The organism is Psychrobacter sp. R86515, assembly GCF_042466315.1.
GTDB lineage: Bacteria > Pseudomonadota > Gammaproteobacteria > Pseudomonadales > Moraxellaceae > Psychrobacter.
In genome coordinates this window covers 2,336,240-2,360,069 of the sequence record NZ_JAXHCC010000001.1, presented here as the reverse complement: position 1 = coordinate 2,360,069, position 23,830 = coordinate 2,336,240, and the positions used below count along the sequence as shown (strand labels likewise).

Sequence of the window (23,830 nt, the reverse complement as noted above, 5' to 3'; positions counted from 1 at the left end):
CCACCTTTAAAGCCAGCCATATTTAAAATCAGCCACGTAGTGAGCATTGCAGATTCAAATAATGAACCGCAATGCCAAGTATTTGCGCTGTTATTTTTTATCTTTGAGAAATTCAATCATGATGTCATTCACCGCTTTTGGCTGCTCTTGTTGCACCCAGTGCCCTGCGCCTTTTACAAAATGAATCTCTAGCTGCGCGATACTCGCCTTCATTGCTTCAAAGTTGCCATAGCTCTGATACGGCCCCCAGTCTTTTTCGCCTGCTATAAATACCACGGGCACATCAATAGATTTACCGCTGAAGGTTTTTATCGCATGGAAATATTTTGGATTAGTGGCACAGCGATAAGAATTCATAGTGCCTTGGAATTGCGTGCGGGCGAATTCGTCAGAGAACACTTTTAGCTCGTTATCGGGTAACCATTCACAGGCATCTATTTGCGCTTGGGTTGGCATAAACTCCATGACTTGCTCAGGCATGCTTTTATCCAGATCCATCACATAGTATTTTGGAATTTTAGAAAACTCTTCAAGGGTTTTGGCTTGTAGGCTGTGTGGGTTGTTCTCTTGCCAGTCACCGCTTTTGGCATGATTGTATGCCCGCATAAAATCATGAATTCCCTGAGGTGCATTCATAATCTCATCGTTAGCATGCGATGAGGCAAAGTACATTTGATAATGTTTGCGGGGTGGTACTAAAGAGCCAAGCTGCTCTTCCATACTTTTGGTCAAGGTTGGATCGTAGTTTGTAGTATCTTTTGGTAGATTGGCTGAATTAAATGGAAATTGCGGCGTGCCTGGCCAAGGTGTACTCATGATGATTAAAGACTTAAAAATATCAGGACGGATAAAACTACATAACGCTGCTGCAGGAGAACCAAAGTCATGGCCCGAAACGGCTGCGACTGATTTATAGCCTAATGCATATACCAACCCAATCATGTCTTGTACGTTGTTGTATAAACTAAACTGGTCAAGATTACAGTCGAAACCTGTCTCCCACCCTGTTGTTCTGCCACTACCGCGTAAGTCCGGAGCAATCACATGAAACCCTTGGTCAGCCAAAGGCACCAGCTGCTTGCGCCAGCTATAGGCCAGCTCTGGATGACCATGTAAAAGCAGCACGACTGGTCGGCTTCCTTTCTCAGACTCTGTTTCTTCAAACCCTGCTTCTAAAATATGAACATTTAGACCATTGTTGTTATCAACAAAACGCGATCTGATTTTTGGATCAAGCGTATCGGTACCATAAGCATTTTGATTACTATTCATCATTCATCCCTGATTAATTCATTTAGTGATAAGTTAAGGTTTATCATTGACGACATCCCTTGCCTGTAGACTATAATTTCATAACAGCGCTTAGAAGTTTGTCGTGCACACGACAATTCCCCAATAAATGAGAGATAAATACACTTAAATACTTATAGTAGAAGTATGCATTAGCCTTTAATCTATATTCAATAAACCGATTTCAGCTTGCCGGAATATTGGTATTCTGTGAAAATACGGAGGTTCTGTAGAAATAAAATAGGAAAACACGAAATGACATTCTGGAATGTCAGTAACCTATTTGCAGACTCGCTAAAGGAATAGACCACCGCTACTTCTAACAAAACGGACAAGTAATATAATCATGAAAAAATCAGCGCAAACACTTTTTAGCCGAGTTGGTCTGACTGCTGTCATTGCCGCCTCATTGATATCTGGACAAGTACAAGCAGCAGACAGCGATAATCATCTGAAAAGCACAGTCGATGCACAAGCCAAGTCGCTAATGAAAACACATGATATTCCAGGTATGGCGTTTGGTATTATTGTCGATGGAAAGTCGTATTTTTATAACTACGGTTTGGCTGACAAACAATCTGGCAAGGCTGTTTCAGAAAACACTATCTTTGAGTTGGGCTCTATCAGTAAGACCTTTGCCGCGACTTTGGCCAGTTACTCAGAGCTCAATGGCACACTCGACTTGGAGGATACCGCTGATAAATACATTCCTTACCTACAAGACAGCGCCATTGGTAACACCAAGCTTATCAACCTAGCCACCTATTCGGCAGGTGGTCTACCACTTCAAGTACCTAACGATGTCAAAAACAATAAGGAATTGTTCCGCTACTATAAGTCGTGGCAACCTGCCTTCCCTATCAACTCAAAACGTCTATACTCTAACGCCAGTATAGGACTGTTCGGCCATATATCAGCCTTGAGTATGGGCGCGGATTACACACAGGTGATGGAAGATAAAATACTACCCTTACTCAATATGCCTAGTACCTTTGTCAATGTTCCTAACGACAAAATGGACGATTATGCGTTTGGTTATAACGCTGCTGGAGAGCCGATAAGAGTTAACCCTGGGATTTTGGACGCCGAAGCTTATGGTATTAAATCAACCAGCGCGGATATGACCCATTACATGGCTGCTAATATGGGGTTAATTCCTTTGGATAAAGATATTCAACAGTCATTGCAAAACACTAGAAAGGGATACTATCAAGCGAGCACTGTTACACAGGGATTGGCGTGGGAAATGTATCCATTCCCCACTCAGCTAGACACACTACTTGAAGGTAATTCAACGGATGTGGTACTCAAGCCACAGCCCATCATAGCAAACAATCAGCCGACACCTGTTTTAAACGATGTATGGGTGAACAAGACAGGCGCTACCAATGGGTTCGGTGGATATATCGCTTATATTCCCGCAAAAAAATCTGGCATTGTCATTTTGGCAAATAAGAACTACCCCAACGCAGAGAGGGTCAAAGCGGCTTACACCATCCTGCAAAGTGCGATGGCTAATTGAAGTAGAAGAAAACAGAACGTTGCTGTGTCTCTAGTGACGTCCACCTTTTTTAAACCAATATATGGCGTGATTGGAAAGATGCACGATTATAGAAAAATGACCTAGTAAAAGACTTGTATTTGCATGAAATGACAGCGCCGATTTGGCTGCATTCGAGTACGGATTTTGCCATAAAGCTAAAGTCAAAAAAAATAAAAAGGGGGAAGACCTGACTGTTCTCTATACCAGTGCAGTCAGGTTCGTTGGAAACCATAAATTAGAAAATTGCCAATACATTAAGTGTAAGGAACATATAAAGTTAAATTAAATTAGTATTTTGTCATATTTTCCTATGGAAATAATTACTTGTAGTCTTTTGCTGTTTTATTCTTTTGCTCGAATCTCGAGTCTACTTTTATCTGCTGTATTCTGATTTTTGTCGCTCTGCTTTTAATACAAACTGTCTCTAAATTCGGTTGGTGTCATATCCGTTTTCTTTTTAAAAAGACGCACAAAATATTGTGGTGAATCAAAACCTAAGTCGTAAGCAACACTGGTGATAGAGGTGTTTGAATTTATCAGCATTGCTTTTGCTCTGTCAATAATAAACTGTTGCATACATTCCTTAGCCGACTTGCCTGTTTCTGATTTAAGGGCATCACTTAGATATCGATTAGATAGCCGCATACAATCTGCTATATCGCTTAATGCTGGTAAGCCATTAGATTCAGGCTGATTAAAATGATGTTCAAGCAATTGAGTAAATTTAGTGAACAATGAATCATTTAACTCCCTTCGTTGGATAAATTGCCTTTTGTAAAAACGTTGGCCGTAGCTCAACAATGTTTTGACATAAGATAAAATAATCTCACGGCTACAATCATCATAATGCGACTGGTATTCCTGTAAAATACTATCAAAAACACCGGCTACTAGTTGTTCTTCTTTTGACGACAGGTGAAGGGCTTCATTCACTGAGTAATCAAAAAAATCGCTATGCCTAATTGAATCGCTCAGTGGGTGGCCAACAAAATAATCTGGATGAATAAGTATTAGTCTACCCTCAGATTTAATTTTAATTCCTTGAGTACTAAAAGCTTGGTTCGGCGCAAGAAATAGCATAGTGCCATCACTGCAGTCATAACGTGTTTTGCCATATAAAATCTCACCTTCAATCACATTTTTTAAGGATATAGCGTAAAAGTCTGTGGTAATTGTCGTCTCAAAATCGGGGCAATCTAGTTGAGTACCAGAGGTATCTGTATTGACTGAAATAATGGTAAATAGTGGATGTTCTGGTGCTGGTTTACCTACATCCGCTAAATATTCACCTATCGATTTATAATGTATATTTTTCATCCGTTTATCCTAAATTTAAACATTGCCATTATGCCATTGCCTTTCCCACACTGCTTGCATAACCTGAGATCTGAATAAAAATCGTCTTTTTTATATTTATTTTTCTTATAATTCAAATACTTACTCGATGACAAAATTTTTGTGTAAAGCTAATTTGAAAACCTAGGACATGAATGCCCTAGGTAATTGAATCGTTGAAATAAGCGGTATTAAGCATAGATAAGGTTGCAGTTAAACGTGTCCTTATCCTGATATAATCAGCACAGATCATTTACTTCAATAAAATAAATCAAGCTAAAAACTGGTTAAATACCTGCTCATTCTGTTTATGCCCAGTTGGGTCCGATTCAGTCTTAAAACGAGTGAAGTTTTCAGCCCAAGGAGACGTCCTTTGTCTAATTGGCGGCTTGTCCGTTTGCATACATTTTATTACTACGTCAGCGACTGCTGCAGGTGTTTGATATAGTCCTTCTTTTGATCTAGCGGCAGCTCCTGCCATGTATTTTTCCAGAATAGGACGATATTCATCATCTAGAATACCTCCTGTTGCACTAATCTTTTCCATCACGTTGTTGGCAAATTCAGATGTAATACCACCCGGTTCAACATTAGTGAAATGGATACCAAAAGTAGGTGTAACATAGGTGGCAAGGGACTCAATATAACCTTCAACGGCAAATTTAGCTGCACAGTAATATTCGTTAAAGGGCTGGCCAACTAAACCGCCGACAGATGAAATATTGATGATATGACCACTTTTTGCTTTTCTCATATGTGGCAGTACGACTTTAGTGCAGCGCGCCACACCATGAAAGTTAACATCCATAACCCAATTCACTTCTTCTTCTGTCGATTGTTCTGTCGTTCGCACATAACCTGCACCTGCGTTATTGATCAGTACATCAATTCGACCTTCTTTTTGGATAATTTCATCGACACAAGTTTGAATACTTTGCTGTTTTTGCACATCTAGTTGTTTGATATGTAAGGTTACATCAACAGCTGCAGCAGCTTCGCGAATGGATTTAGCTTTATTTAAATCACGCATAGTGGCATAAACAGTATTGCCTTGTTTAGCCAGTTTTACCGCTAGGGTTAAACCTAAGCCCGTTGATGTACCTGTTACTAAAATAACTTTATTCATTATAACTTCCTCAATGCAGCTGTGATTATTTTTAGAAGGGAGGTTTGCCCCTCTAGCGATTCAGGAAGTTATTATATTCATAGCTAATATTGGCGCAGTACACAAAACTGCTTTTAGGGTGGACAAAATCACATATATTCAGCAACGGAGTTTCTTTTGCTGTTTTATGCTTTACTCGAATCTATTTTTATCTGCTCCATTCATCTCCACTCTGCGAGTGTAGAAAAATAGAACGTTACTGTGTTTCTAGTGACGCTCACCTTGTTTAAACCAATATAATGAATGTAAAAAAGTCCTTTATATCAGTATAAAGGACTTTTTTCTGAAGTTGAGAGTGTTAGTTCTTACTATTTTTCAAACTCTTTAAAATCTGCTTTACGAATTTTGGCATGAATACCTTTGGTCTTATCCACGACTTGCGATACTTCAAAATCTGTCGCTGCACTTAGGTAAGCATAAGCGATTGCCTCATCAATACCATACTCTTGATTTAAGAAACGAATCGCTTCACGAGTAGACTTCTTCATCGCCTCATCCAAATCTTCATCTAGCCCTGGCGTGATCCAAAATTCAGCATTCTCTGCCAAAGGTTGCACAATCTCTTTACCTGGTATCTTATCTTTACCTGCTTTTAGCAGTGTAAACTTAAAAGTGGCCCGAGCAGATGCTTCAAGGGCAGTCAATGCAACCTCGCCATCACCTTGGGCAAAGTGACTGTCACCTGTATAAAACAGTGCACCTGCCACTTGTACCGGATAATAAACCGTCGCCCCTGCACCCAATTCATTGATATCAATATTGCCGCCATACATAGCAGGTGGAACTGAATGTACTCGTTCTGAGGTGTTTGCTGCGACACCCATTAGACCCATAAATGGACTGAGTGGAAAACGTATAGACTTACCAGAATCTGTTTTTAGGATACCTTCGTATTCACCTCTGGCATTTTTTTCGATAGGCGTAAATACGGAGACATTGCCGTAGCGCTCAGGGTGAGCGGCAGACGCGTTGTCTTGTTTTTCTTTTTTGGGAAACTCGCCTGCCAATGCGCCTTTGCCATGGCGGTTAGAGATGACACCATACGGCACGCGCGGTTCAACGTTGATGACTTCTACTTTTAGGATATCGCCTGGTTGCGCCCCTTTGATTTCGATAGGGCCTGTCACGATATGTGGACCATCTTTATCAAAGTCATGTTTTAATTTTGATTTTGTTATTGTTTTTGCTTCATCTAAAATAAAGTCGTCTTTGACCCCTTTTGACTTAAAGTATTTTGCTGCATCACGGCCCTGATCTTCGAGCAAACCTTCGTGTGAGACCGTATCAAAAGTCACCACACTACCAGAGGCAACAGACATAACGGGACTGGCGTCTCTGTTGGGCAAATATCCCCATGTTATGGTGTCTAAAGTAGAAGGTACATAGTAATTGCCTTTATATTCACCACTACTCAACTGAGTAGGTTTATCTGCTATTTGCTTAAGAACCGTAAAGTCTTCTGCTTGGGATACTGATATACCAAACGCGCTTAGAATAAACAGTGAAAGAATGGTTTTTTTAAACATAGAACATACCCTCTTTAGTTAAAGCATGACAATATTGTCATACCTGTATAAGGGCAAGTTCTATGCCATGGGAAAAACGGTGTTTTCTATTAAACTTAGTGGCAAAAGCACTATATTGATACAATTGTTTGCTTTATCGTGGTGCCTCAGCAAAAAAAGAGCATTATTTTAGAGCATAGACATTGCATGCAGAGGTATTAAATTAAAAAATATTGAATGAAAAGATAATGGATAGAAAACTGCATTATCAATCTTATTTTAAGACACGCTATGCAAATTGGCGTTCGAACGACGTCCAATTCTCAATATAGGTTGACTGGCAAATAAGACAATCACACCAACTAATGAAAACACACCAAAGGCGTAGAACGCAGTGGCAGGACCATACCTATCCACAATCAAACCAGTAAAGATGACGGGGACACTAAACCCTATATATGCCATCAGAAAATAGCCTGCACTTGCACGTGCCTGCTCATTTCCAGCAGAGCGTGCGACTCCTAACATACCGCCCAAATAGACAAAGCCATAGCAACTAGTACTGGCCAAAAATGCCGCCAAAAGAATGACTGGTAGATTGGCATTCAACGTCCCCCAAGCCAATAAAGCATAAGCTGGTAGTAAGATCAGAAGACCAAGCTTGCTTGAAACTTGAGGGTCAAGCTTTCGGGCGATTGGCTGAACGATCAATCCACAACTGATGGCTAACATAGAGGATATCCCTGCATATTTAGCCAGTCCATGCGTGGCCAGCACTGAGGGAATAACTGATAATACCAATCCTGTCGTCGCCCAACAAATCAAAATACCGCTGCCATACCAAATGACTTCACGGTTAAAATAAGGTAGCCGTAGCATAGAGGTGGGCAAATTAGTGCGTTTAGGTGCTGTCTCTGGTAATTGATATAACAAAAACATAGCGAACAGCCCGCTCGCTAGCAGTAAGAAAAAACTGGCTGGCTGATCGGTTTCATAAAGCATCAAAGAAACTGTCGTCAATACAGGGCCAAGACCAAAACCTATCGTTGTACTGGCCGTTACCCACGCTGTCGCACGCATCGTATCTGATGAACCAAGTAGCTCAATCATATAGGCAGTCGCCGTAGCAGCCATCAGAGCCGTTCCTACACCAAGTATGAATCGCGCTACTGCTAGCGCTCGCGTGTATGGATAAAACAACATAAGAGCCGTCGCTGCTATCGATAGTACTAGAGAGATTAAAATCACCTTGCGCCGTCCGATACGATCAGACAATCCACCAAACGCTAACAATACAGGTATGACACCTAATACATAAAAGGAGAACGCTATCGTGGTTGCTAGTACGCCATAGCCATCATTGTGTGCATAAACGGCATAAAGCGGGCCTTGTATATTGACGCTTGTCGTTATCACACATAAGGCAAAGGCCAGATATTTATTATAGTTTTTCGTGGTCATATATCGCTGCTTTTTGAATAATAATCGTTGAACTGACTGAGGTTAGTGTTATTCACAGTAGAATGACACCTACCTCTACATCGTTTACGTTCAATAATTAAAACAAAAGCACAGTAGGTTATCTATATACAATACAGTACAATTAGACAGAACTGTTTGGTCTATAAAACCCATACAGTTCGGATATCCTACCCATATACTGTCATAGCTATAACCTTAAGATAAAGCCTTCACAAAATTCGCCCTACCAAAAACTGTAAAAAATATGAATAAAAAGCTAACACGCATCGAAGTTGTCATGGCTGACGTAAAAGAGAAAATAGCGACTGTCATCTACATGCCAGAGTCGCGACTACCCTCCGTCCGTGCTGCTGCCAAAGATTATGGGTTCTCACCTTCTACGGTGGTTGAAGCCTATGAACGCCTGCAAACTGAGGGCTTTATTTACTCCCGCCCTGGTGCAGGGTTTTATGTGGCAGAGACGACAGCGCCGCTATCATTGACAGATATAGCACCAAAAATTGATCGAGTGGTAGATCCATTGTGGGTATCACGGCAGTCGCTGGAGCCGCCCGATGGTGCATTAAAGCCAGGCTGCGGCTGGTTACCAGCGGACTGGCTATTTGAGGCAGGTATACGCCGTGGTCTGCGAAATGTAGCAAAAGCTGACGCGTCCATTATCAGTGAGTATGCAACGCCGCTAGGACTGTTAGCATTGCGTCAATTACTCACGCGACGTATGGCAGGATTGAGTATCAATGCAGAACCGTCACAGGTCATATTGACGGATTCGGGCACTCAAGCGATAGATTTGATTTTTCGATTTTTGCTGACACCAGGTGATACGGTCGTCGTCGATGATCCTTGTTATTTTAACTTTCGAGCACAGCTGCTTGCCCATCGGGTCAAAGTGGTTGGCGTCCCTTATACGCCAAATGGGCCAGATGTAGAGGCCTTTGCAGCGATTTTAGATGAGCATAAGCCGCGCCTGTACATCACCAATGCTGCCATTCATAACCCTACGGGCGCAACGTTATCACCTGCTACGGCATACCGTGTATTACAATTGGCTCAAGCGGCTGGTTTGTACATTATCGAAGACGATATTTTTGCAGATTTTGAAGTCAAGCCTGCGGCGAGATTGGCAGCTCTAGATGGTTTATCACGAGTATTCTATATCGGCAGTTTTTCTAAAACGTTATCCGCATCCCTACGCTGTGGTTATATTGCAGCGCCTACAGAGTGGGTCGAGAGTTTGGTAGATTTAAAGATAGCGACTGGCTTTGGTGGCAGTCAGTTAGCAGCGGCGGTTGTGTTCTCAGCGTTGACTGATAGCGGCTACCGTAAGCATATGAATGATATCCATACTCGGCTGGCAAGCGCGCGTACTCATACGCTACCACGATTGGCTAAATTAGGCATCGTACCGTGGCTGCTCCCACAAGCAGGTATGTTCCTATGGTGCCAATTACCTAAGAATAATAATGCGACCGAATTGGCCAATCGCTGCTTATCACAGGGTGTGGTATTGGCGCCGGGTAATGTTTTTAGCCAATCCGACAATGCTGAGAACTTTATGCGGTTCAATGTGGCACAGATGAGTCATTCAAAAGTTTTCGAGGTATTGGCTAAATCGTTAGACTGACCAATCAGAGACTTATATAGTCATTCCACTATAAAAGTATTACAGCGTTAACCTCGTTTGAAGTATCACATGTACATCTACACTCGGTTGCCTTGTACTACTTTTAAATTGAATCGACTATAGTGCTAGTACCGTCTTATTATATAGTGACCTTTCGACTATAATTCTAAGCCTAAATATCAGCCAAACACAATCAAAACTAATCACTTCCGACAACGGATACTATTTCTCTAGGATAGCTCATATGTCCCCTATATATACTGCATTGGCTGTACTGGTTACCTTTATCTGGGGCGTGAATTTTACTTTTATTGCGTGGGGTCTTGAGAGCTTTCCGCCACTGATGCTTACCGCCCTGCGTTTTTTCTTTACTGCTGTGCCTCTGGTTTTATTTCTAAAGCCGCCTAAATTCAACCGTACCTTGTTTATTTATGCCATCGGTACATTTGTCATGCAGTATGCTTTTGTCTTTACAGCGATGCATCTGGGTTCATCCCCGGGGCTGACGGCACTACTGCTACAAATTCAGATTTTTATCACGGTATTGCTAGCATACTTTATATTGGGCGAAGCAGTCAGCCGTATGCAAATCGTCGGTATGTTGGTCGGTGTACTAGGACTCAGCGTGATTGCGCTAAACCTTGGCGGTGATATGCCTTTGGCAGGGTTTGTCTGTATTTTGATTGCAGCCATCGGTTGGAGCTTTGGTAATATTGCATCCAAGCAAGCATCAAAACAGGCCTCAGAAAAAGCTGCCCTACAAGAGAGGCAGCAAGGAACAAGGGTATCTGTTGACACATCTAGCACTGGAAAAAATAAAGCCTCTGCTCTATCTGCGTTAGCACTGGTAGTCTGGGGCGGTCTCATTGCTTGCGTGATGTTGACGATATCTTCTCTTATATTTGAGACTGATGCATGGCAGATGGCGACGTTTACTGAAGCATCACTCAAGTCTTGGCTCTCACTTGGGTTTATCGTCTATATCTCAACCTTAATTGGCTTTGGTCTGTGGGCACACTTACTCAGTCAAAATACCGCGTCCAAGGTGATGCCGTTTGCGTTATTGGTGCCCGTATTCGGTATGGTGACCTCAGTACTACTCACAGGAGAAGTGGTGACTTGGTGGAAGATGCTAGCCATGATATTGATCTTATCAGGACTGCTATTGGCGAATGTGAAAATGAAAAGAAGGGCTATTTGAATGGTTACTCAGTTTTACCTTGACTCGCTATTACCGTCCAGTTAAGGTTTATTCATAGTAATTAAATTTCCCACCGTGACTGATACTAGCAAAAAATCAATCTATATCAGCTTTGTTTTATATACGTCATATTTATAAGGTGCCCACTGCCCTTAAGTTTACTGCTCTTAAGTGTTAAGTCACAACCGACATGGAAGTCGAAAACTGACGTGGTTTACTCTGTCATTAGCAAAAAATACAAAGCGAACCATAGTCTACAAACTTTGAGGTGATTTGCATGCGTATAGACATATTGACTTATTATGATCGTCTGCTGCAGAAACTCTCAAAGCTGATGGTTTCACCTCGATTATGCTTTGCGTTTTTTCTATTCATCATCATTGTTATCTCGCTGTTATTCACTGGTTGCGCAAAACGAGTCTGGAACAAGCCCATTATAGATAAGAGCACTGCTCGTTATGATTTCCATAACAACCTCCCAAAAAACTCAGACGAAGTCTTTGTTGTACTTGCCTTTTCTGGCGGTGGTACACGGGCAGCAGCACTCAGCTACGGGGTACTAGAAAAGCTCCGTGATACACCAGTAACTATCAATGGCGTAGAGCGCCGATTATTAGATGAGGTAGATGTCATCTCTTCGGTATCTGGCGGGAGCTACACGGCAGCTTATTATGGGCTATTTGGCGATGACATTTTTGAGAAATTTGCTCCAGAATTCTTGTATGAAGACTGGCAATCACGACTGATTAGACTTGCGATACGTCCGCAAAGCCTAATAGCGATGAGCAGTTCTGAATACAATCGTGGGGATTTGGTGGCTGACAATTTAGACAACAGTCTATTTCAACAAAAGACCTTTGCTGATATGAGCCGTGGAAAATTGCCTTACGTTATCCTAAATGCAAGTGATCTAAACAACGCCATAACTTTTTCATTTACTCAGCAACAGTTCGACTTTTTGTGTTCGGATTTATCAAGCTACCCAGTTGCCAATGCGGTGATGGCCTCTTCCTCAGTCCCTGGTATCTTTGCCCCTATTGCCCTACACAACTTTTCTGATTGTTCGCAGCGCTCGCAGCCTTGGGTCAATAACGCACTAAATCAAGACAGTCATTTGCCGCGTAGTTATGCGATAGCTCGCGCGTTAGATCGGTATTCTCAGCCAGAGCGGATGCCAGTAGTGCGCTTGGTAGATGGCGGGGTGACCGATAATCTAGGCGTGCGCGGCTCAATGATGAGTCCTGTGACCCAATATGGTGATGTGCCCAACATGGCAGGCGCTTTCAGTCCTGCGAAATTACGCCAAGTCAGACAAGTACTGGTCGTTGTGGCCAATGCTCAGACCTATTCAGAGCATGAGTGGTCAGTAGAAAATAAAGACCCGAGTTTTCTTGATACCATTTCAGCGGCGAGTGAAGTCGCACTAGGCACACTAAATAACGAAACTGTCTCATTGGCCAAAAAAGAGTTTTTACAATGGGGAGAGCATGTAAATGCTCAGCGACCTGCAAGTGCGCCTCAGGTAGAAGTGCATTTCTCCGTATTAACCTTCGATCAAGTCAAAGATAAAACAGAGCGTGCAAAGTTCGATGCCATGCCGACCACCTTTCATTTACAACCTGAACAAGTAGATGACTTACGCTATTTGGGCAGTGATTTACTTGAACAATCTAAAGAGTTTCAAAATTTCCGCAATGCCCTCCAATGACCGTCATCGTGCTTGCCAATAACCAAGTATGCGTGACTGTCAAAATTCCTTAGCAGCATCATGACTGATAGCATGCCAGCCTATATTTATCGCATTTTTCTATCTCTGCCTGATATATTCATCTCATTTCTCTTCTAACTGAATATTCATAGCGTGCTTGTGGTTACAAGTAATATTGAACGATTACTCAAAATTACTTGAATGACTGTTCAAGACCTTTTATCGTAGAAACAATACATATTGGGGTTTTTAATACTTGGCAGGTAGTACACGATAGTCTTGAAGATTACCCATATTCTTCAATATCTCTACCGTATATATAAGCGGCCGTCTATCTCCAATGTATTACGACTGGATAATAACCAAAATTAAAAACGTTAAGAAAATAATAACGATTCAAACCTGAAAAAGGAATGACTACTATGAACAAATATATGGCTGGAATAATAGCTGCTTTTATCGCGACCATCGTTATGTCGCTACTTCTCATGCTAAAAAGTGCAATAGGCCTCATGCCTGATTTAGATATTATTGCGATGCTTGCATCGATGATGGGTGGCAGTCACATAATAGCGTGGATTGCTCACTTTATGATCGGATCGATCGGCTATGGTATCGTCATGGCATTGATAGCAGGTACGGATAGGAGTAAGAACTTTACTCTGACTGGCGCAATGGTAGGTGCAATTGGTTGGTTTATGATGATGATTGCTATTATGCCTATGATGGGCAATGGCTTATTTGGTTTATCTATGCCAAGCGGTATTATGATTCCAATCGCTACTCTTATGCTACATCTCGTATTTGGTGTAGTATTGGGCAAAGTTTATGCCAAACTGGTTGCCGCACACTAAACACTTGAAAACCAATTAGCTATAAGAATGTTTGATTGAAGTTCGATATCAAAAATCAACATTAAAAAGTGACATTAAAAGTATAAATTTAAATGCATTTGAAATTATTTAAAATACGCTGCTAACGATGACCACTAAAACACTCGGCTATCATTAGCAGCTTTTTATTTTCTGCAGCTTTTTTTCTATAGTTATCGTAAATCATCCACCACAGCTAGCATTGCTATCAGTGATGCTTCCCCTAACTTGATAGAACGCTCGGGTGACCAACCCATCTCTTCATCGGGCAGATTATCATTGTCTTTGAATGGCATCTCTAACGTATTAGCGAGGCAATCAAAACGCTCTGCTACCCAATTGGTGGCAACGGTCATATTGGCAGCACCCGGCGCATCAATCTCATAACCAATCTTAGTCTGAAAATCAGCACTAGCTAACTTTAATACGTCTGAAAACTTATCACGTAGTCCAGCAAGACGGTCACTGTAGCTTGGCGTCCCTTGTGACCCAGCGAGGAATACATACGGCAATGCTTCATCGCCATGCACATCATAAAACAGATCAACGCCTGTCGCTTCCATTTTATGAATCACATGAAATACTTCAGGGCTTTTGTCTAAGCTTGGACTTTGCCACTCACGGTTTAAATTGGTTCCGGCAGCGTTAGTACGCAAGTGACCACGTACACTGCCATCAGGGTTCATATTAGGGACAATATAAAAGTTTGCCTTGTCCAATAACTGTTTGCCAGTCGCATTATCGCTATCTAACAAGCTATACAACAAGCCCTCAATGAGCCATTCAGCCATCGTTTCACCTGGATGCTGACGTGCAGTAATCCATATATTGCGCTTGTAGGCAGCACCGTCACCTATTTTGACTAGGGTCAAGTCACGTTTATCAAGCGTTTCGCCTAGATGCTCTAACGTCACTAGCGGATGCACTTGCACAGCGGACAACAAATCTTGATGACGCTCATAGCTATAAGGCGCAAAATAAGCAATCTGAATGGTTTCACATTCTAACTCTGCCACGATGGTCAATTTGCCATCTTTGTAAGACGTTGGCAAACGGAACCAATGCTGACGATCATAAGAAGCCACCGCTTGATAATCATCCCAACCCTCCAGATAAGAGGCCCCTCCTGCATTCAGAATATTGAGAACATACTGCTCCCCTATTTGACCTGACAGACGAAAGTTAAACCATTGAAAAAACTCGCCACCAACATCTGGACGAATCGCTAATTGAATGTCTTTTTTGTCATCTGCATTAATAATGTCAATGTTGCCTGCATCAAAATTAGCCGTAATATGCATAGTCATTCCCTAATTGGTTTTTATGATTGTGTTTTAAGTATTATGTTCGTTATCGACTTACTATTTTACCTATTGCCTTTTAATAATTTCTAGCTTTATATGGGGCACTAGACGTACATTTACTTGGTCATTACCAGCTCGTTTTCAAGGCAATCACTTGCCAAATCTATCTATTCAGATTGAATATCTATCGTTGACTAGGGCGTGTCCTCAATTCAATCGATAGTCATCTAAATGAGTTAAAAATGGCTAAATCTTGCCAAACGGTGTCAAATAGCTGACTAATATCTCGATATTATCTGCGCTATTTTCCTTGTTTGACTGCGATTTATCTCATTTTTAAAATGAGGACACGCCCTACTAAAAGATTAAACGTCTACCAATAACTCGACACTCACTTGAAAGTAATCATCGTCCTTTATAGTAATACTGACGTTACCGTTATGCGCCCCAACGATAGACTGTACGATGGATAGACCCAAACCTGTTCCTGTATGGCGATCTATTGTTTTGTGATGTCGATAAAAGCGCTCAAACAACTTATCTGCCTCACTTTGTGTCAATGGCTCATCTAATTGGTTAGTGATGGTCATTCGTAGAACGGCTTGTTTTGATTGTTGAAGACTGGTTATCGTTGTGCCCACTATCTTATCTGAGTTCATTCTATCTGCACTAATAGTTATAACGCTATCTTGAGCAGCATAATAAATCGCGTTCGATATCAGGTTAGCAAAGAGCCTTTGTAATAAACTTTTATCTCCTAAGACAGCGCTGAACTCACCTTTGGTCTCAATACTGATGTTTCGATCTTCTGCAATCATTTCATAGTAATCAACGAGCTTGGTGATTAAGCTGTCCGTATCCACGTGACTGATTTGCGAGTCACTCAATCCTTTTTGGGTTTTTGCCAGCAGCAGCATATTATTTATCATGGCCGACAGCTGCTCTAACGTGTCATGTTGATGATGTAGCTGCTCAATATATTCATCACCAGCTCTCGGTTTGTTTAACATGACTTGCGTTTGCGTGCTGAGTGTCGCTATTGGAGTGCGCAGCTCATGGGCGATATTGTCTGAAAACCGAGACAATGATTCAAAGTTACTTTCAAGCTTGGCCATCATCGAATTGTAAGATTCTGCTAGTGGTCGCAGCTCTAACGGCATATCGCTGACCGTGACTCTATCATCCAATCTGTCAGGATTCATTCTTTTCATTTTTTGGACGATGGTCGCCAAAGGGGCAAAACCCCAGTACACACCCAGCGCCGCTACTGAGACAAGCAACAAGGTAATCGCGAACAAAATCATACTAAGCTGACGATTGAACTGTAATAAATACTGATGATGCACATCTATAGGCAGTGCGATAAGCGCAAGCATTTTGTCGTCTTCAATGACCATTGCTCGATAGTATCGGCTGTTGATATTCATCACAAACTGTTGCTTATCATTATCTTGTTTCAGTGATGACAGATTAAACCCTTCCCCTAGCTCTTGAGCAAAGTTATTGGGGGTACTAGACAGTATCTGCCCTTCTTTATTAGCGATAATGGTTTTTAGATCGTAATCTAGCCAAGAAGAATGCTGATGATCAGCTTCATCTGATATCGCTGCGGTAGAAGTATTTCCATCAGGCATCACGTCAGGTGCCGCTCTTAGCGGCTGTTGACTATTTAATGGATTTTGAGAGCTAGGTAGGGTTTGGGAAGTTATAGGGCTACTAGGTTCTATCACTCGTTTACGTAGGTTAAAAGCCGCATGGGTCATAATCTCAGCGTCCATTTGCTCGAAATGGCCTTTAACAGAACGCTGTATCCATATATAAATAATAACCTGCGATATAACAACAAATATCGTGAGCAACAACACAGTACGCCATAATAGTGGCAAGCGCCGATTATCAAATCTATATTTCATATTAGACATTGCCAGCTTCGTGAGATGGTTTGCTATCAAGCGCTGTATCGACAGCTTCTAACCGATAGCCCATCCCGCGCACCGTATGAATCAGCTTTGCGTCATGATCATCGTCGATTTTTATACGAAGACGCCTTATCGCCACATCAATCACATTGGTATCATTTTCAAAGTTCATATCCCATACTTGGGAAGCGATGACTGAGCGTGGAAGCACTTCACCGCGGCGCTCTAATAAAAACTGTAGTAAGGAAAACTCTTTTGCCGTGAGCTTAATAGGCTTATCTCCTCTATGCACCGTGCGCTTGGCAATGTCCATCTTGAGATCCGCTATTTGCATAATCGTACTTTGATAGTCGGCTTGATTGGCACGACGTAATAAGCTTTTCATCCTGACGATCAATTCTGCAAAGGCGAAAGGTTTGGTCAAATAATCATCGCCACCAATCTCAATCCCTTTTATCTTGTCACTTAAGTCATCTTTTGCGGTTAGAAATAACACAGGTGTATGCTTGCCAGCCGCTCGGTAATTACGCACCAGCTCAAAGCCACTAACATCAGGCAGCATCACATCCATCAATATCACGCTAAATTCTTCCGTCATCAATGCATGATAGCCATCTAATCCTGTTAGCTGATGATCCACGATAAACCCAGCTTCAGTTAAGCCTTTTTTTATATACTCGCCAAGCTTCAATTCATCTTCTACCAGCAGTACTTTCATTGTGATTCCTCAATACGGTCATGATTGTTTAACGTTCTAACCAGCACAGGTGACAACATTGATGGGTAACTGACAAAGATGTCATGTGCTCGTAATCAGACTGTCAGTTTTATTTTGCTAACCTACATAAACGATAAATAGCTGCTCGTTTTCGATACTTAGCTACGATGAATTATTTTTATCGGTAATCAATGTAAACAACTTACAAAAGAGGTTTTATATGAAAATTCATGGTTTATTAAAAAAATTAACACTGCTATCAGTCTCTGTACTTATTGGTACTACCACTGCCAATGCGCATACGACTGATCTAAGCACTTCAATCATCAACAACTGCGACGCTGTGACTGAGTTTGCAAAAAACTTGAATCATAACGATGCTCAGCTCTCAAATTCACAAATGAAAAGCTATATCGATGCGAGAGTGGCTTGTGAGATTGAACACAAAGATCAACATCTACAGTCTGAAAAATACTTTATCAATAAATATGGTAGCGATAAGTGATATCAGCTCTGATGTCATACTAAAGGATTACTGACAACATTAAAAACCATAAATAGTAAGATGACAGAATTGTAATCTTACCGTCATCTCTCTGTCAGAATCACTAAAGTATGCTTTAAAGTAACTTAATATCTTAAAGTCTTTTCGACTACATACCAAATCAAATAAGGATTTACCATGTCATTATTCAAATCAATGCCACTGCTCAAATCAATGCCACTGTCTAAATCAATCGTAGCAACTGCTATAGCCTTAGTTGTTTCAACCTCTGCTTTGGCGCACGACCCAAAAATGCATGCTGAAAAAGACCAAATGAACTGTGAGAAAATGGAAAAGCATATGCAGATGATGCAAAAAATGGATCATAGCAAAATGGATATGAATGATCCTGCTATGAAAGCCATGATGGCTAACATGAGCAAAATGAAAGCGATGTACCAAAAGCACTGTGTGAGCAGCGATAGCGACTCTTAAATATCAATTTATAAGTTCAATACTATTGTCAGTTCAATATAATTTCGATACAAGGTAACCGAGTGCAAGTTATACATTAGTATGCTTAGCGAGGATGACGCTGTAGCGGATTTATATAGACTTGACTATATTGTCAGAGAAGCTGATCAAGCAGTAATGGGATATTAAAGAAAATGGATTTTTAGGACAAACCTATGAAGTTCTTGTTAGGAATACTTTTTACTGTCTTTGTCGCTATTACGGGTATTTTTATTACGGTGACTAGTGGCATGATAAATATCGGTGCTGATCGAGCTCATAGTCCGCTGGTTTACGATTTTTTAGAAACTGCTCGCACACGCTCAATTGAACATGCTAGCAAGAATATTTTGGTTCCCAATTTAAAGAAGGCGGAACTGATCAGCTCGGGCGGTGCAGATTACAAAGATATGTGTGCAGGCTGTCATTTGTCTCCCGGCGTCAACAGCACAGATTTAAATAGCGGTATGTACCCAAAGCCTCCTAACTTTACTCAGGCGGATATCGTTAAGCGCTATCAAACCGAAGCTGGTGCCAGACAAAGCTTTTGGGCGATTAAACATGGCATTATGGCGTCTGGCATGCCCGCTTGGGGCGCTACTCACGATGATGACAGGATATGGGCAATGGTCGCTTTTATTAGATCGTTACCTGACCTAAATGAAAGCCAGTACACCATGCTAACGACTCGGTTAGACGATAGTATGTTGGATATGTCGTTTGATGGTGAGATGGATATGTCAGGTGATGGATCCGAGATGCAACATTGATTTTTTGTACAAAATGCAGTGCTCAATAGTGCTGCTTTTTGCGATTTGAGTTTTAAGCTTTGCTAGCACTATCTTATCCAGTGCTATTTTATCCAGTGATGTGGCTTTAATTTTTATAATATTTAATCGTCAGACAGATGCTCGGGAGTGGTTTTATGAAACGCTATACTAATAGATTTATTAATGAACATAATCTGATATCTGGCCGTGTGCTCTCGGCGATCGTGGTATTGCCATTATCGTTAACGATTGCCGCTTGTAGTCAACCTAATTCCGCTGCTGACTCAACACCAGCGACTGAGCCAACTATTGCTACGCAAAACGTGCAAACTACGCAAACGGAGCAACCAACAGCTGAAATGACACCTATCAGCGCTCCTTCAGATACCCAATCAACTATCCTAAAAAACATCTCAGCCACCGTCTATAAAGACGCCAATTGTGGCTGTTGCAAAGAATGGGTCGGTTATGCTGAAGATCATGGTCTAAACGCAACCGCACAGAATGTCGAAGACGTGTCCTTGTTTAAAGAGCGATACAGCGTACCGCAGCAAATGCGCTCTTGCCATACCACCGTCACTACTGATGGCTACGTATTTGAAGGTCATGTCCCTGCTAAGTATATGGCGCAGTTCCTAAAAAACCCGCCAAGTGATGCGATCGGTCTTGCCGTACCTGGCATGCCAGTTGGTAGCCCTGGTATGGAATATCAAGATAAATTTATGCCATATAAAGTGATGCAGCTTAACAAAGATGGCTCAACAGCTATTTATGCAACTATTGACTCACCGCAGCAGCAAATCTAGCTTGGTTGTCGTTTAAATAGCTTATCCAGCTCTATTAATAAGCGGCCAAAGACATAGGCTTAGCTGATAAACATATAGACTCAACTCTCACTTTATGGATATAAATCAGGTGAATTATTATGAACAAAACTATGCTTAACCGCAGGCGTTTTTTGACAGGATCTTCTACCTTGTTAGGGGCATCCATGCTGTCCACCCTACCGTCTATTGCCAATAGTGCGCTAGGAAAAGGCCAGCAGAATGTAGCCGTCAACAGTGATAAAGCCGACCATATCGTACCTATCTTAACTGGGAATGAGTTTGATTTGTATGTCAGCAACAAGCCTGTCACTGTCAATGGCAAGTCGAGTATGGCAACACTGATTAATGACTCGCTACCAGCACCAACGCTAAAAATGCGTGAAGGCGATACCGTAACTATCCGTGTTCATAACCAGATGAATGAGTCAACCTCTATTCATTGGCATGGCTTGCTCGTACCTTTTGAGATGGATGGCGTACCAGGTATCAGTTTTGATGGCATTCCCGCGAACAGCACCTTTACTTATAAATTCAAACTTAAACAATCAGGCACCTATTGGTATCACTCACACAGTGGCTTTCAAGAGCAAACCGGTATGCTCGGTGCTATCGTCATTGAACCAAAAGGCCGTGAGCGTCATCCAGTCGCAGAAGACCATGTGATCGTGCTGAGTGATTGGACGCACCGCGATCCACACAATCTCTTGAAGTTGCTCAAACAGCGCGCTGACTTTGATAATTATCATCTGCCAGACTTCAAAAAACTATTGTCTGATATTGCCGAAACAGATATGAAAACCGCGTTCGATAAGCGCAAAATGTGGAATCAGATGCGCATGATGCCGACGGATTTTACTGATTTATCTGGCGAAAAGACCTTTACCTATTTAATGAACGGTAAAACCACAGCGGCTAATTGGACACAACTAGTAAAAGCAGGACAGCCTGTCAAACTACGCTTTATCAATGCTTCAGCGCAGACCATTTTTGATGTGCGTATACCGGGTCTCAAGATGACTGTGGTAGCAACAGATGGTATTGATGTCGCACCCGTTGCGATTGATGATTTCCGCATTGGCGTGGCTGAGACCTATGATGTCATCGTCACGCCTACTCAAGATGCACATACGATATTTGCCCAAAATATCGATCGTTCAGGCTATGTCGCGACCACGCTTGCGACCAAAAAAGGCGCGCGAGCTGCCATACCTGCTATGGACAAGATCGAATGGCTAACCATGGCAGATATGATGGGTGCGATGGGTGATAAAGGCTACAAAGCAAAACACGCCAAGACCGAGTATGACTTTAAATCTGATATGCGTGTCGACAGTCCACGTATGAACCTCGATGACCCCGGTATTAACCTGCGTGATATTGATAGAAAGGTTTTGACTTATGACCAATTACATTCCGTGGATGAGGCTATATTTGCGGAGCAGCGCAAGCCTACTAGAGAGATCGAGCTACATTTAACGGGTAACATGGAGCGCTATATTTGGGCGTTAGATGGTGTCATGTTTAAGGATGCAACGCCTGTCAATATTAAGCCTAACGAGCGCGTGCGTATCACCTTAGTTAATGACACGATGATGAACCATCCTATGCATCTGCATGGTATGTGGAGCGACTTGCGCACGCCATCTGGAGACTTTCAGGTACGTAAACATACGATTGTGGTTCAGCCAGCGCAAAAGATTAGCTTTGATGTGACGGGAGAAGTTGGACGATGGGCATGGCACTGTCATCTGCTGTATCACATGGAAGCCGGCATGTTCAGAGAAGTTGCCGTCGTTTAACAAACCTTCGAATATGAGGCTTATTATGAAAATATCTAAGAAAAATCTGTCATTCATTGGTTTGTCATCGCTAGTCTTGCTCACATCACCTTTTGCAACAGCTGCTGAGATGTCGAATATGGATCATAGTGGCATGGATATGTCAGGTGATATGTCTGATATGGACCACAGTGGCATGGATATGTCTGGTATGGATCACAGTGGCATGGATCATGGCAGTATGGATATGTCAGGGATGCAGGGTGGGCAGCCACCAGCTGATGCTCGCAGTCCAGACTATTCAAATGGGGTTCCCTACGGGCAGTATGGTAAGCCCATGATGATGGGCAGCATGCCATTATGGGGAGTCTCAGTAGACGACTTGGGCTATCAGTTTGATGAAGACCAAATCAACTTCGAGGCGACGGGTTGGTACGGTACTGATAGCAATCGTATAAGACTACGCACGGAAGGTAGTGCTCAGACTAAAGATGATAAAGAAATAGATAGCTTAAGCTCCCTTGCTTATTGGAAACCACTAAGTATTTTTTGGAATGGTGAAGCTGGTGTCGCTTACGATACTGAAAACGATAACGCTGCCGTAATGGCAGGTATTGTCGGCACCGCGCCTTATTTTATCGAAACGGATGCGAGAGCCTACTTATATACCGATGGTCAACTTCGTCTTGATTTGGGTGCAGAATACGAATGGCGTTTGGATCAGCATTGGGTAGTCATACCAGAGGTCGGATTGACAGCCTTTAGTAAAGATGACCATGATAATGGTATTACCAAGGGCTTTAATGAGATGGAAACTGAGGTCAGGCTGACTTACGAGACATTCAGTCGCCAGCTAGCCCCTTATGTGGGTGTTAGTTATGAGACAGCGCTTGGCAAGGCTCGTGGTCAACGACGTCAAGAAGATGAATCGGTTGATAGCAGTAGTTTGACTGCGGGGGTTAAATTCTGGTTTTAACTGTTTACCTATTTTAATTTAACAAAACAATGGAGGTCATATCATGGAAGCTGCTAAGCAAAAAAATATGAACCCTTATGTAAAATTTACCTTAATGATTCTGACATCGACTGTCATCATGTATATCATGATGTACTTCAATACCTACCAGTGGGATCACATTTACTTTAGTGAAACCCGAGCGTATATGGCACTCTACATGGGCGCAGGCATGGCAGTCGTCATGTTGGCATTTATGACCAATATGTATAAGAAGACCAAGGTCAACTTGATGATCTATGGTCTAAGTGTATTGATGTTTGCTGTTGGTATCTGGGGCGTCAGATCACAAGCGACTGTCGATCAAGTCGATTGGATGCAAGCGATGATACCGCATCACTCGATTGCCATCCTCACCAGTAGTCGTGCTGATATTGAAGATCCGCGTGTGCAACAGCTTGCTGATGATATTATAAAAGCTCAAAAACGTGAAATTGATGAAATGAAACAGTTGATTGATGAGCTTGAATAAGAGAATGGTGTACCAGTGAACGCTGCGAAAAGCGATTACTTTTTTCTGCTCAGACGCTCAATGACCCAGCCTGCTAGTGGGAAGGAAACTAGCTGTGTCAATGGAACGAGTATGATGGTTTCAATTAACACCACCACCGGTAGGCTTAAACCCTGAGTTATAGGCTTCAATAACGTTAATACAATTAGGAGCGTTGGATACAGCCCTATATATCCTATTAATATGCGTATAAGTCTGTCTTTGGAATTCTGATTCATGACATGATACCGACTGATAATTAAGCCTCTGCTTATATAAAAGCTTTA

General features: G+C 42.0%; 21 protein-coding genes. 12 read left to right on the top strand and 9 right to left on the bottom strand.

Features of this window, described 5'->3' with window-relative positions; all coding sequences use genetic code 11:
* Positions 1–90: 90 nt before the first annotated feature.
* Positions 91–1,272, bottom strand: coding sequence for an alpha/beta fold hydrolase (locus tag SJY28_RS09835; RefSeq protein ID WP_379544307.1), 1,182 nt, complete (start codon positions 1,270–1,272; stop codon positions 91–93).
* 364 nt (positions 1,273–1,636) lie between these two features.
* Between SJY28_RS09835 and ampC the strand changes: the two genes are divergently transcribed.
* Positions 1,637–2,812, top strand: a complete 1,176-nt coding sequence (gene ampC / locus SJY28_RS09830) for a class C beta-lactamase (protein ID WP_379544306.1) — start codon at positions 1,637–1,639, stop codon at positions 2,810–2,812.
* 429 nt (positions 2,813–3,241) lie between these two features.
* Here ampC and SJY28_RS09825 read toward each other — a convergent pair whose 3' ends face one another.
* The 4 genes from SJY28_RS09825 to SJY28_RS09810 form a co-directional block, all read right to left on the bottom strand.
* Entirely contained in the window at positions 3,242–4,150 is a 909-nt protein-coding gene (locus SJY28_RS09825) for a helix-turn-helix domain-containing protein (protein ID WP_379544305.1), read from the bottom strand.
* A 289-nt stretch (positions 4,151–4,439) separates the two neighbouring features.
* Positions 4,440–5,294: an SDR family oxidoreductase gene (locus tag SJY28_RS09820; protein ID WP_379544304.1), complete on the bottom strand. Its 855-nt coding sequence runs from the start codon at positions 5,292–5,294 to the stop codon at positions 4,440–4,442.
* Positions 5,295–5,641: 347 nt separating this feature from the next.
* The gene (locus SJY28_RS09815; RefSeq protein WP_379544303.1) at positions 5,642–6,859 is read right to left on the bottom strand and encodes an acetamidase/formamidase family protein; all 1,218 of its coding nucleotides are present in this window, start codon (positions 6,857–6,859) and stop codon (positions 5,642–5,644) included.
* Positions 6,860–7,117: 258 nt separating this feature from the next.
* Positions 7,118–8,299 (bottom strand): MFS transporter, encoded by a 1,182-nt coding sequence (locus SJY28_RS09810; RefSeq protein ID WP_379544302.1) that lies wholly within the window; start codon positions 8,297–8,299, stop codon positions 7,118–7,120.
* 265 nt (positions 8,300–8,564) lie between these two features.
* Here SJY28_RS09810 and SJY28_RS09805 point away from each other — a divergent pair, with 265 nt between their 5' ends.
* The 4 genes from SJY28_RS09805 to SJY28_RS09790 all read left to right on the top strand — a co-directional run bounded on the left by SJY28_RS09805 (position 8,565) and on the right by SJY28_RS09790 (position 13,707).
* Positions 8,565–9,944, top strand: a complete 1,380-nt coding sequence (locus tag SJY28_RS09805) for a PLP-dependent aminotransferase family protein (RefSeq protein WP_379544301.1) — start codon at positions 8,565–8,567, stop codon at positions 9,942–9,944.
* 244 nt (positions 9,945–10,188) lie between these two features.
* The gene (locus SJY28_RS09800; RefSeq protein WP_379544300.1) at positions 10,189–11,145 is read left to right on the top strand and encodes an EamA family transporter; all 957 of its coding nucleotides are present in this window, start codon (positions 10,189–10,191) and stop codon (positions 11,143–11,145) included.
* Positions 11,146–11,422: 277 nt separating this feature from the next.
* A complete protein-coding gene (locus SJY28_RS09795; RefSeq protein WP_379544299.1) occupies positions 11,423–12,853 on the top strand; it encodes a patatin-like phospholipase family protein in 1,431 nt (476 codons plus the stop codon).
* A 422-nt stretch (positions 12,854–13,275) separates the two neighbouring features.
* Complete coding sequence (locus SJY28_RS09790; protein ID WP_298810842.1) at positions 13,276–13,707, top strand: DUF6789 family protein; 432 nt, start codon at positions 13,276–13,278, stop codon at positions 13,705–13,707.
* Positions 13,708–13,898: 191 nt separating this feature from the next.
* Here SJY28_RS09790 and SJY28_RS09785 read toward each other — a convergent pair whose 3' ends face one another.
* The 3 genes from SJY28_RS09785 to SJY28_RS09775 form a co-directional block, all read right to left on the bottom strand.
* Positions 13,899–15,026, bottom strand: coding sequence for a M14-type cytosolic carboxypeptidase (locus tag SJY28_RS09785; protein ID WP_379544298.1), 1,128 nt, complete (start codon positions 15,024–15,026; stop codon positions 13,899–13,901).
* 368 nt (positions 15,027–15,394) lie between these two features.
* On the bottom strand, positions 15,395–16,942 hold the full coding sequence (locus SJY28_RS09780; protein ID WP_379544297.1) for an ATP-binding protein: 1,548 nt from the start codon (positions 16,940–16,942) through the stop codon (positions 15,395–15,397).
* Between the two features lies 1 nt (position 16,943).
* On the bottom strand, positions 16,944–17,666 hold the full coding sequence (locus tag SJY28_RS09775) for a heavy metal response regulator transcription factor (protein WP_379544296.1): 723 nt from the start codon (positions 17,664–17,666) through the stop codon (positions 16,944–16,946).
* A gap of 220 nt (positions 17,667–17,886) precedes the next feature.
* Between SJY28_RS09775 and SJY28_RS09770 the strand changes: the two genes are divergently transcribed.
* The 7 genes from SJY28_RS09770 to SJY28_RS09740 all read left to right on the top strand — a co-directional run bounded on the left by SJY28_RS09770 (position 17,887) and on the right by SJY28_RS09740 (position 23,525).
* On the top strand, positions 17,887–18,171 hold the full coding sequence (locus SJY28_RS09770) for a hypothetical protein (RefSeq protein WP_379544295.1): 285 nt from the start codon (positions 17,887–17,889) through the stop codon (positions 18,169–18,171).
* A 177-nt stretch (positions 18,172–18,348) separates the two neighbouring features.
* Positions 18,349–18,645, top strand: a complete 297-nt coding sequence (locus SJY28_RS09765; RefSeq protein WP_228707015.1) for a hypothetical protein — start codon at positions 18,349–18,351, stop codon at positions 18,643–18,645.
* 194 nt (positions 18,646–18,839) lie between these two features.
* Positions 18,840–19,433 carry a c-type cytochrome gene (locus SJY28_RS09760; protein WP_379544294.1) on the top strand — a complete coding sequence of 198 codons (594 nt, stop codon included), beginning with the start codon at positions 18,840–18,842 and terminating at the stop codon, positions 19,431–19,433.
* A gap of 155 nt (positions 19,434–19,588) precedes the next feature.
* Positions 19,589–20,239: a DUF411 domain-containing protein gene (locus tag SJY28_RS09755; protein WP_379544293.1), complete on the top strand. Its 651-nt coding sequence runs from the start codon at positions 19,589–19,591 to the stop codon at positions 20,237–20,239.
* 119 nt (positions 20,240–20,358) lie between these two features.
* Entirely contained in the window at positions 20,359–22,059 is a 1,701-nt protein-coding gene (locus tag SJY28_RS09750; protein ID WP_379544292.1) for a copper resistance system multicopper oxidase, read from the top strand.
* A gap of 25 nt (positions 22,060–22,084) precedes the next feature.
* Positions 22,085–23,014, top strand: coding sequence for a copper resistance protein B (locus SJY28_RS09745; RefSeq protein ID WP_379544291.1), 930 nt, complete (start codon positions 22,085–22,087; stop codon positions 23,012–23,014).
* Between the two features lie 43 nt (positions 23,015–23,057).
* A complete protein-coding gene (locus tag SJY28_RS09740; RefSeq protein WP_224737935.1) occupies positions 23,058–23,525 on the top strand; it encodes a DUF305 domain-containing protein in 468 nt (155 codons plus the stop codon).
* 35 nt (positions 23,526–23,560) lie between these two features.
* On the opposite strand, the gene SJY28_RS09735 is transcribed toward SJY28_RS09740, so the two are convergent.
* Entirely contained in the window at positions 23,561–23,782 is a 222-nt protein-coding gene (locus SJY28_RS09735; protein ID WP_379544290.1) for a hypothetical protein, read from the bottom strand.
* Between the last annotated feature and the right edge of the window lie 48 nt (positions 23,783–23,830).

What these genes read in the sequence shown, in the direction of transcription:
- SJY28_RS09735 (WP_379544290.1), bottom strand. Translation starts at nt 23,782, where the DNA reads ATGAATCAGAATTCCAAAGACAGACTTATACGCATATTAATAGGATAT.
- SJY28_RS09745 (WP_379544291.1), top strand. Translation starts at nt 22,085, where the DNA reads ATGAAAATATCTAAGAAAAATCTGTCATTCATTGGTTTGTCATCGCTA.
- SJY28_RS09835 (WP_379544307.1), bottom strand. Translation starts at nt 1,272, where the DNA reads ATGAATAGTAATCAAAATGCTTATGGTACCGATACGCTTGATCCAAAA.
- SJY28_RS09770 (WP_379544295.1), top strand. Translation starts at nt 17,887, where the DNA reads ATGAAAATTCATGGTTTATTAAAAAAATTAACACTGCTATCAGTCTCT.
- SJY28_RS09815 (WP_379544303.1), bottom strand. Translation starts at nt 6,859, where the DNA reads ATGTTTAAAAAAACCATTCTTTCACTGTTTATTCTAAGCGCGTTTGGT.
- SJY28_RS09805 (WP_379544301.1), top strand. Translation starts at nt 8,565, where the DNA reads ATGAATAAAAAGCTAACACGCATCGAAGTTGTCATGGCTGACGTAAAA.
- SJY28_RS09790 (WP_298810842.1), top strand. Translation starts at nt 13,276, where the DNA reads ATGAACAAATATATGGCTGGAATAATAGCTGCTTTTATCGCGACCATC.
- SJY28_RS09785 (WP_379544298.1), bottom strand. Translation starts at nt 15,026, where the DNA reads ATGCATATTACGGCTAATTTTGATGCAGGCAACATTGACATTATTAAT.
- SJY28_RS09765 (WP_228707015.1), top strand. Translation starts at nt 18,349, where the DNA reads ATGTCATTATTCAAATCAATGCCACTGCTCAAATCAATGCCACTGTCT.
- SJY28_RS09820 (WP_379544304.1), bottom strand. Translation starts at nt 5,294, where the DNA reads ATGAATAAAGTTATTTTAGTAACAGGTACATCAACGGGCTTAGGTTTA.
- SJY28_RS09795 (WP_379544299.1), top strand. Translation starts at nt 11,423, where the DNA reads ATGCGTATAGACATATTGACTTATTATGATCGTCTGCTGCAGAAACTC.
- SJY28_RS09740 (WP_224737935.1), top strand. Translation starts at nt 23,058, where the DNA reads ATGGAAGCTGCTAAGCAAAAAAATATGAACCCTTATGTAAAATTTACC.
- SJY28_RS09760 (WP_379544294.1), top strand. Translation starts at nt 18,840, where the DNA reads ATGAAGTTCTTGTTAGGAATACTTTTTACTGTCTTTGTCGCTATTACG.
- SJY28_RS09780 (WP_379544297.1), bottom strand. Translation starts at nt 16,942, where the DNA reads ATGAAATATAGATTTGATAATCGGCGCTTGCCACTATTATGGCGTACT.
- SJY28_RS09800 (WP_379544300.1), top strand. Translation starts at nt 10,189, where the DNA reads ATGTCCCCTATATATACTGCATTGGCTGTACTGGTTACCTTTATCTGG.
- SJY28_RS09750 (WP_379544292.1), top strand. Translation starts at nt 20,359, where the DNA reads ATGAACAAAACTATGCTTAACCGCAGGCGTTTTTTGACAGGATCTTCT.
- ampC (WP_379544306.1), top strand. Translation starts at nt 1,637, where the DNA reads ATGAAAAAATCAGCGCAAACACTTTTTAGCCGAGTTGGTCTGACTGCT.
- SJY28_RS09825 (WP_379544305.1), bottom strand. Translation starts at nt 4,150, where the DNA reads ATGAAAAATATACATTATAAATCGATAGGTGAATATTTAGCGGATGTA.
- SJY28_RS09810 (WP_379544302.1), bottom strand. Translation starts at nt 8,299, where the DNA reads ATGACCACGAAAAACTATAATAAATATCTGGCCTTTGCCTTATGTGTG.
- SJY28_RS09755 (WP_379544293.1), top strand. Translation starts at nt 19,589, where the DNA reads ATGAAACGCTATACTAATAGATTTATTAATGAACATAATCTGATATCT.
- SJY28_RS09775 (WP_379544296.1), bottom strand. Translation starts at nt 17,666, where the DNA reads ATGAAAGTACTGCTGGTAGAAGATGAATTGAAGCTTGGCGAGTATATA.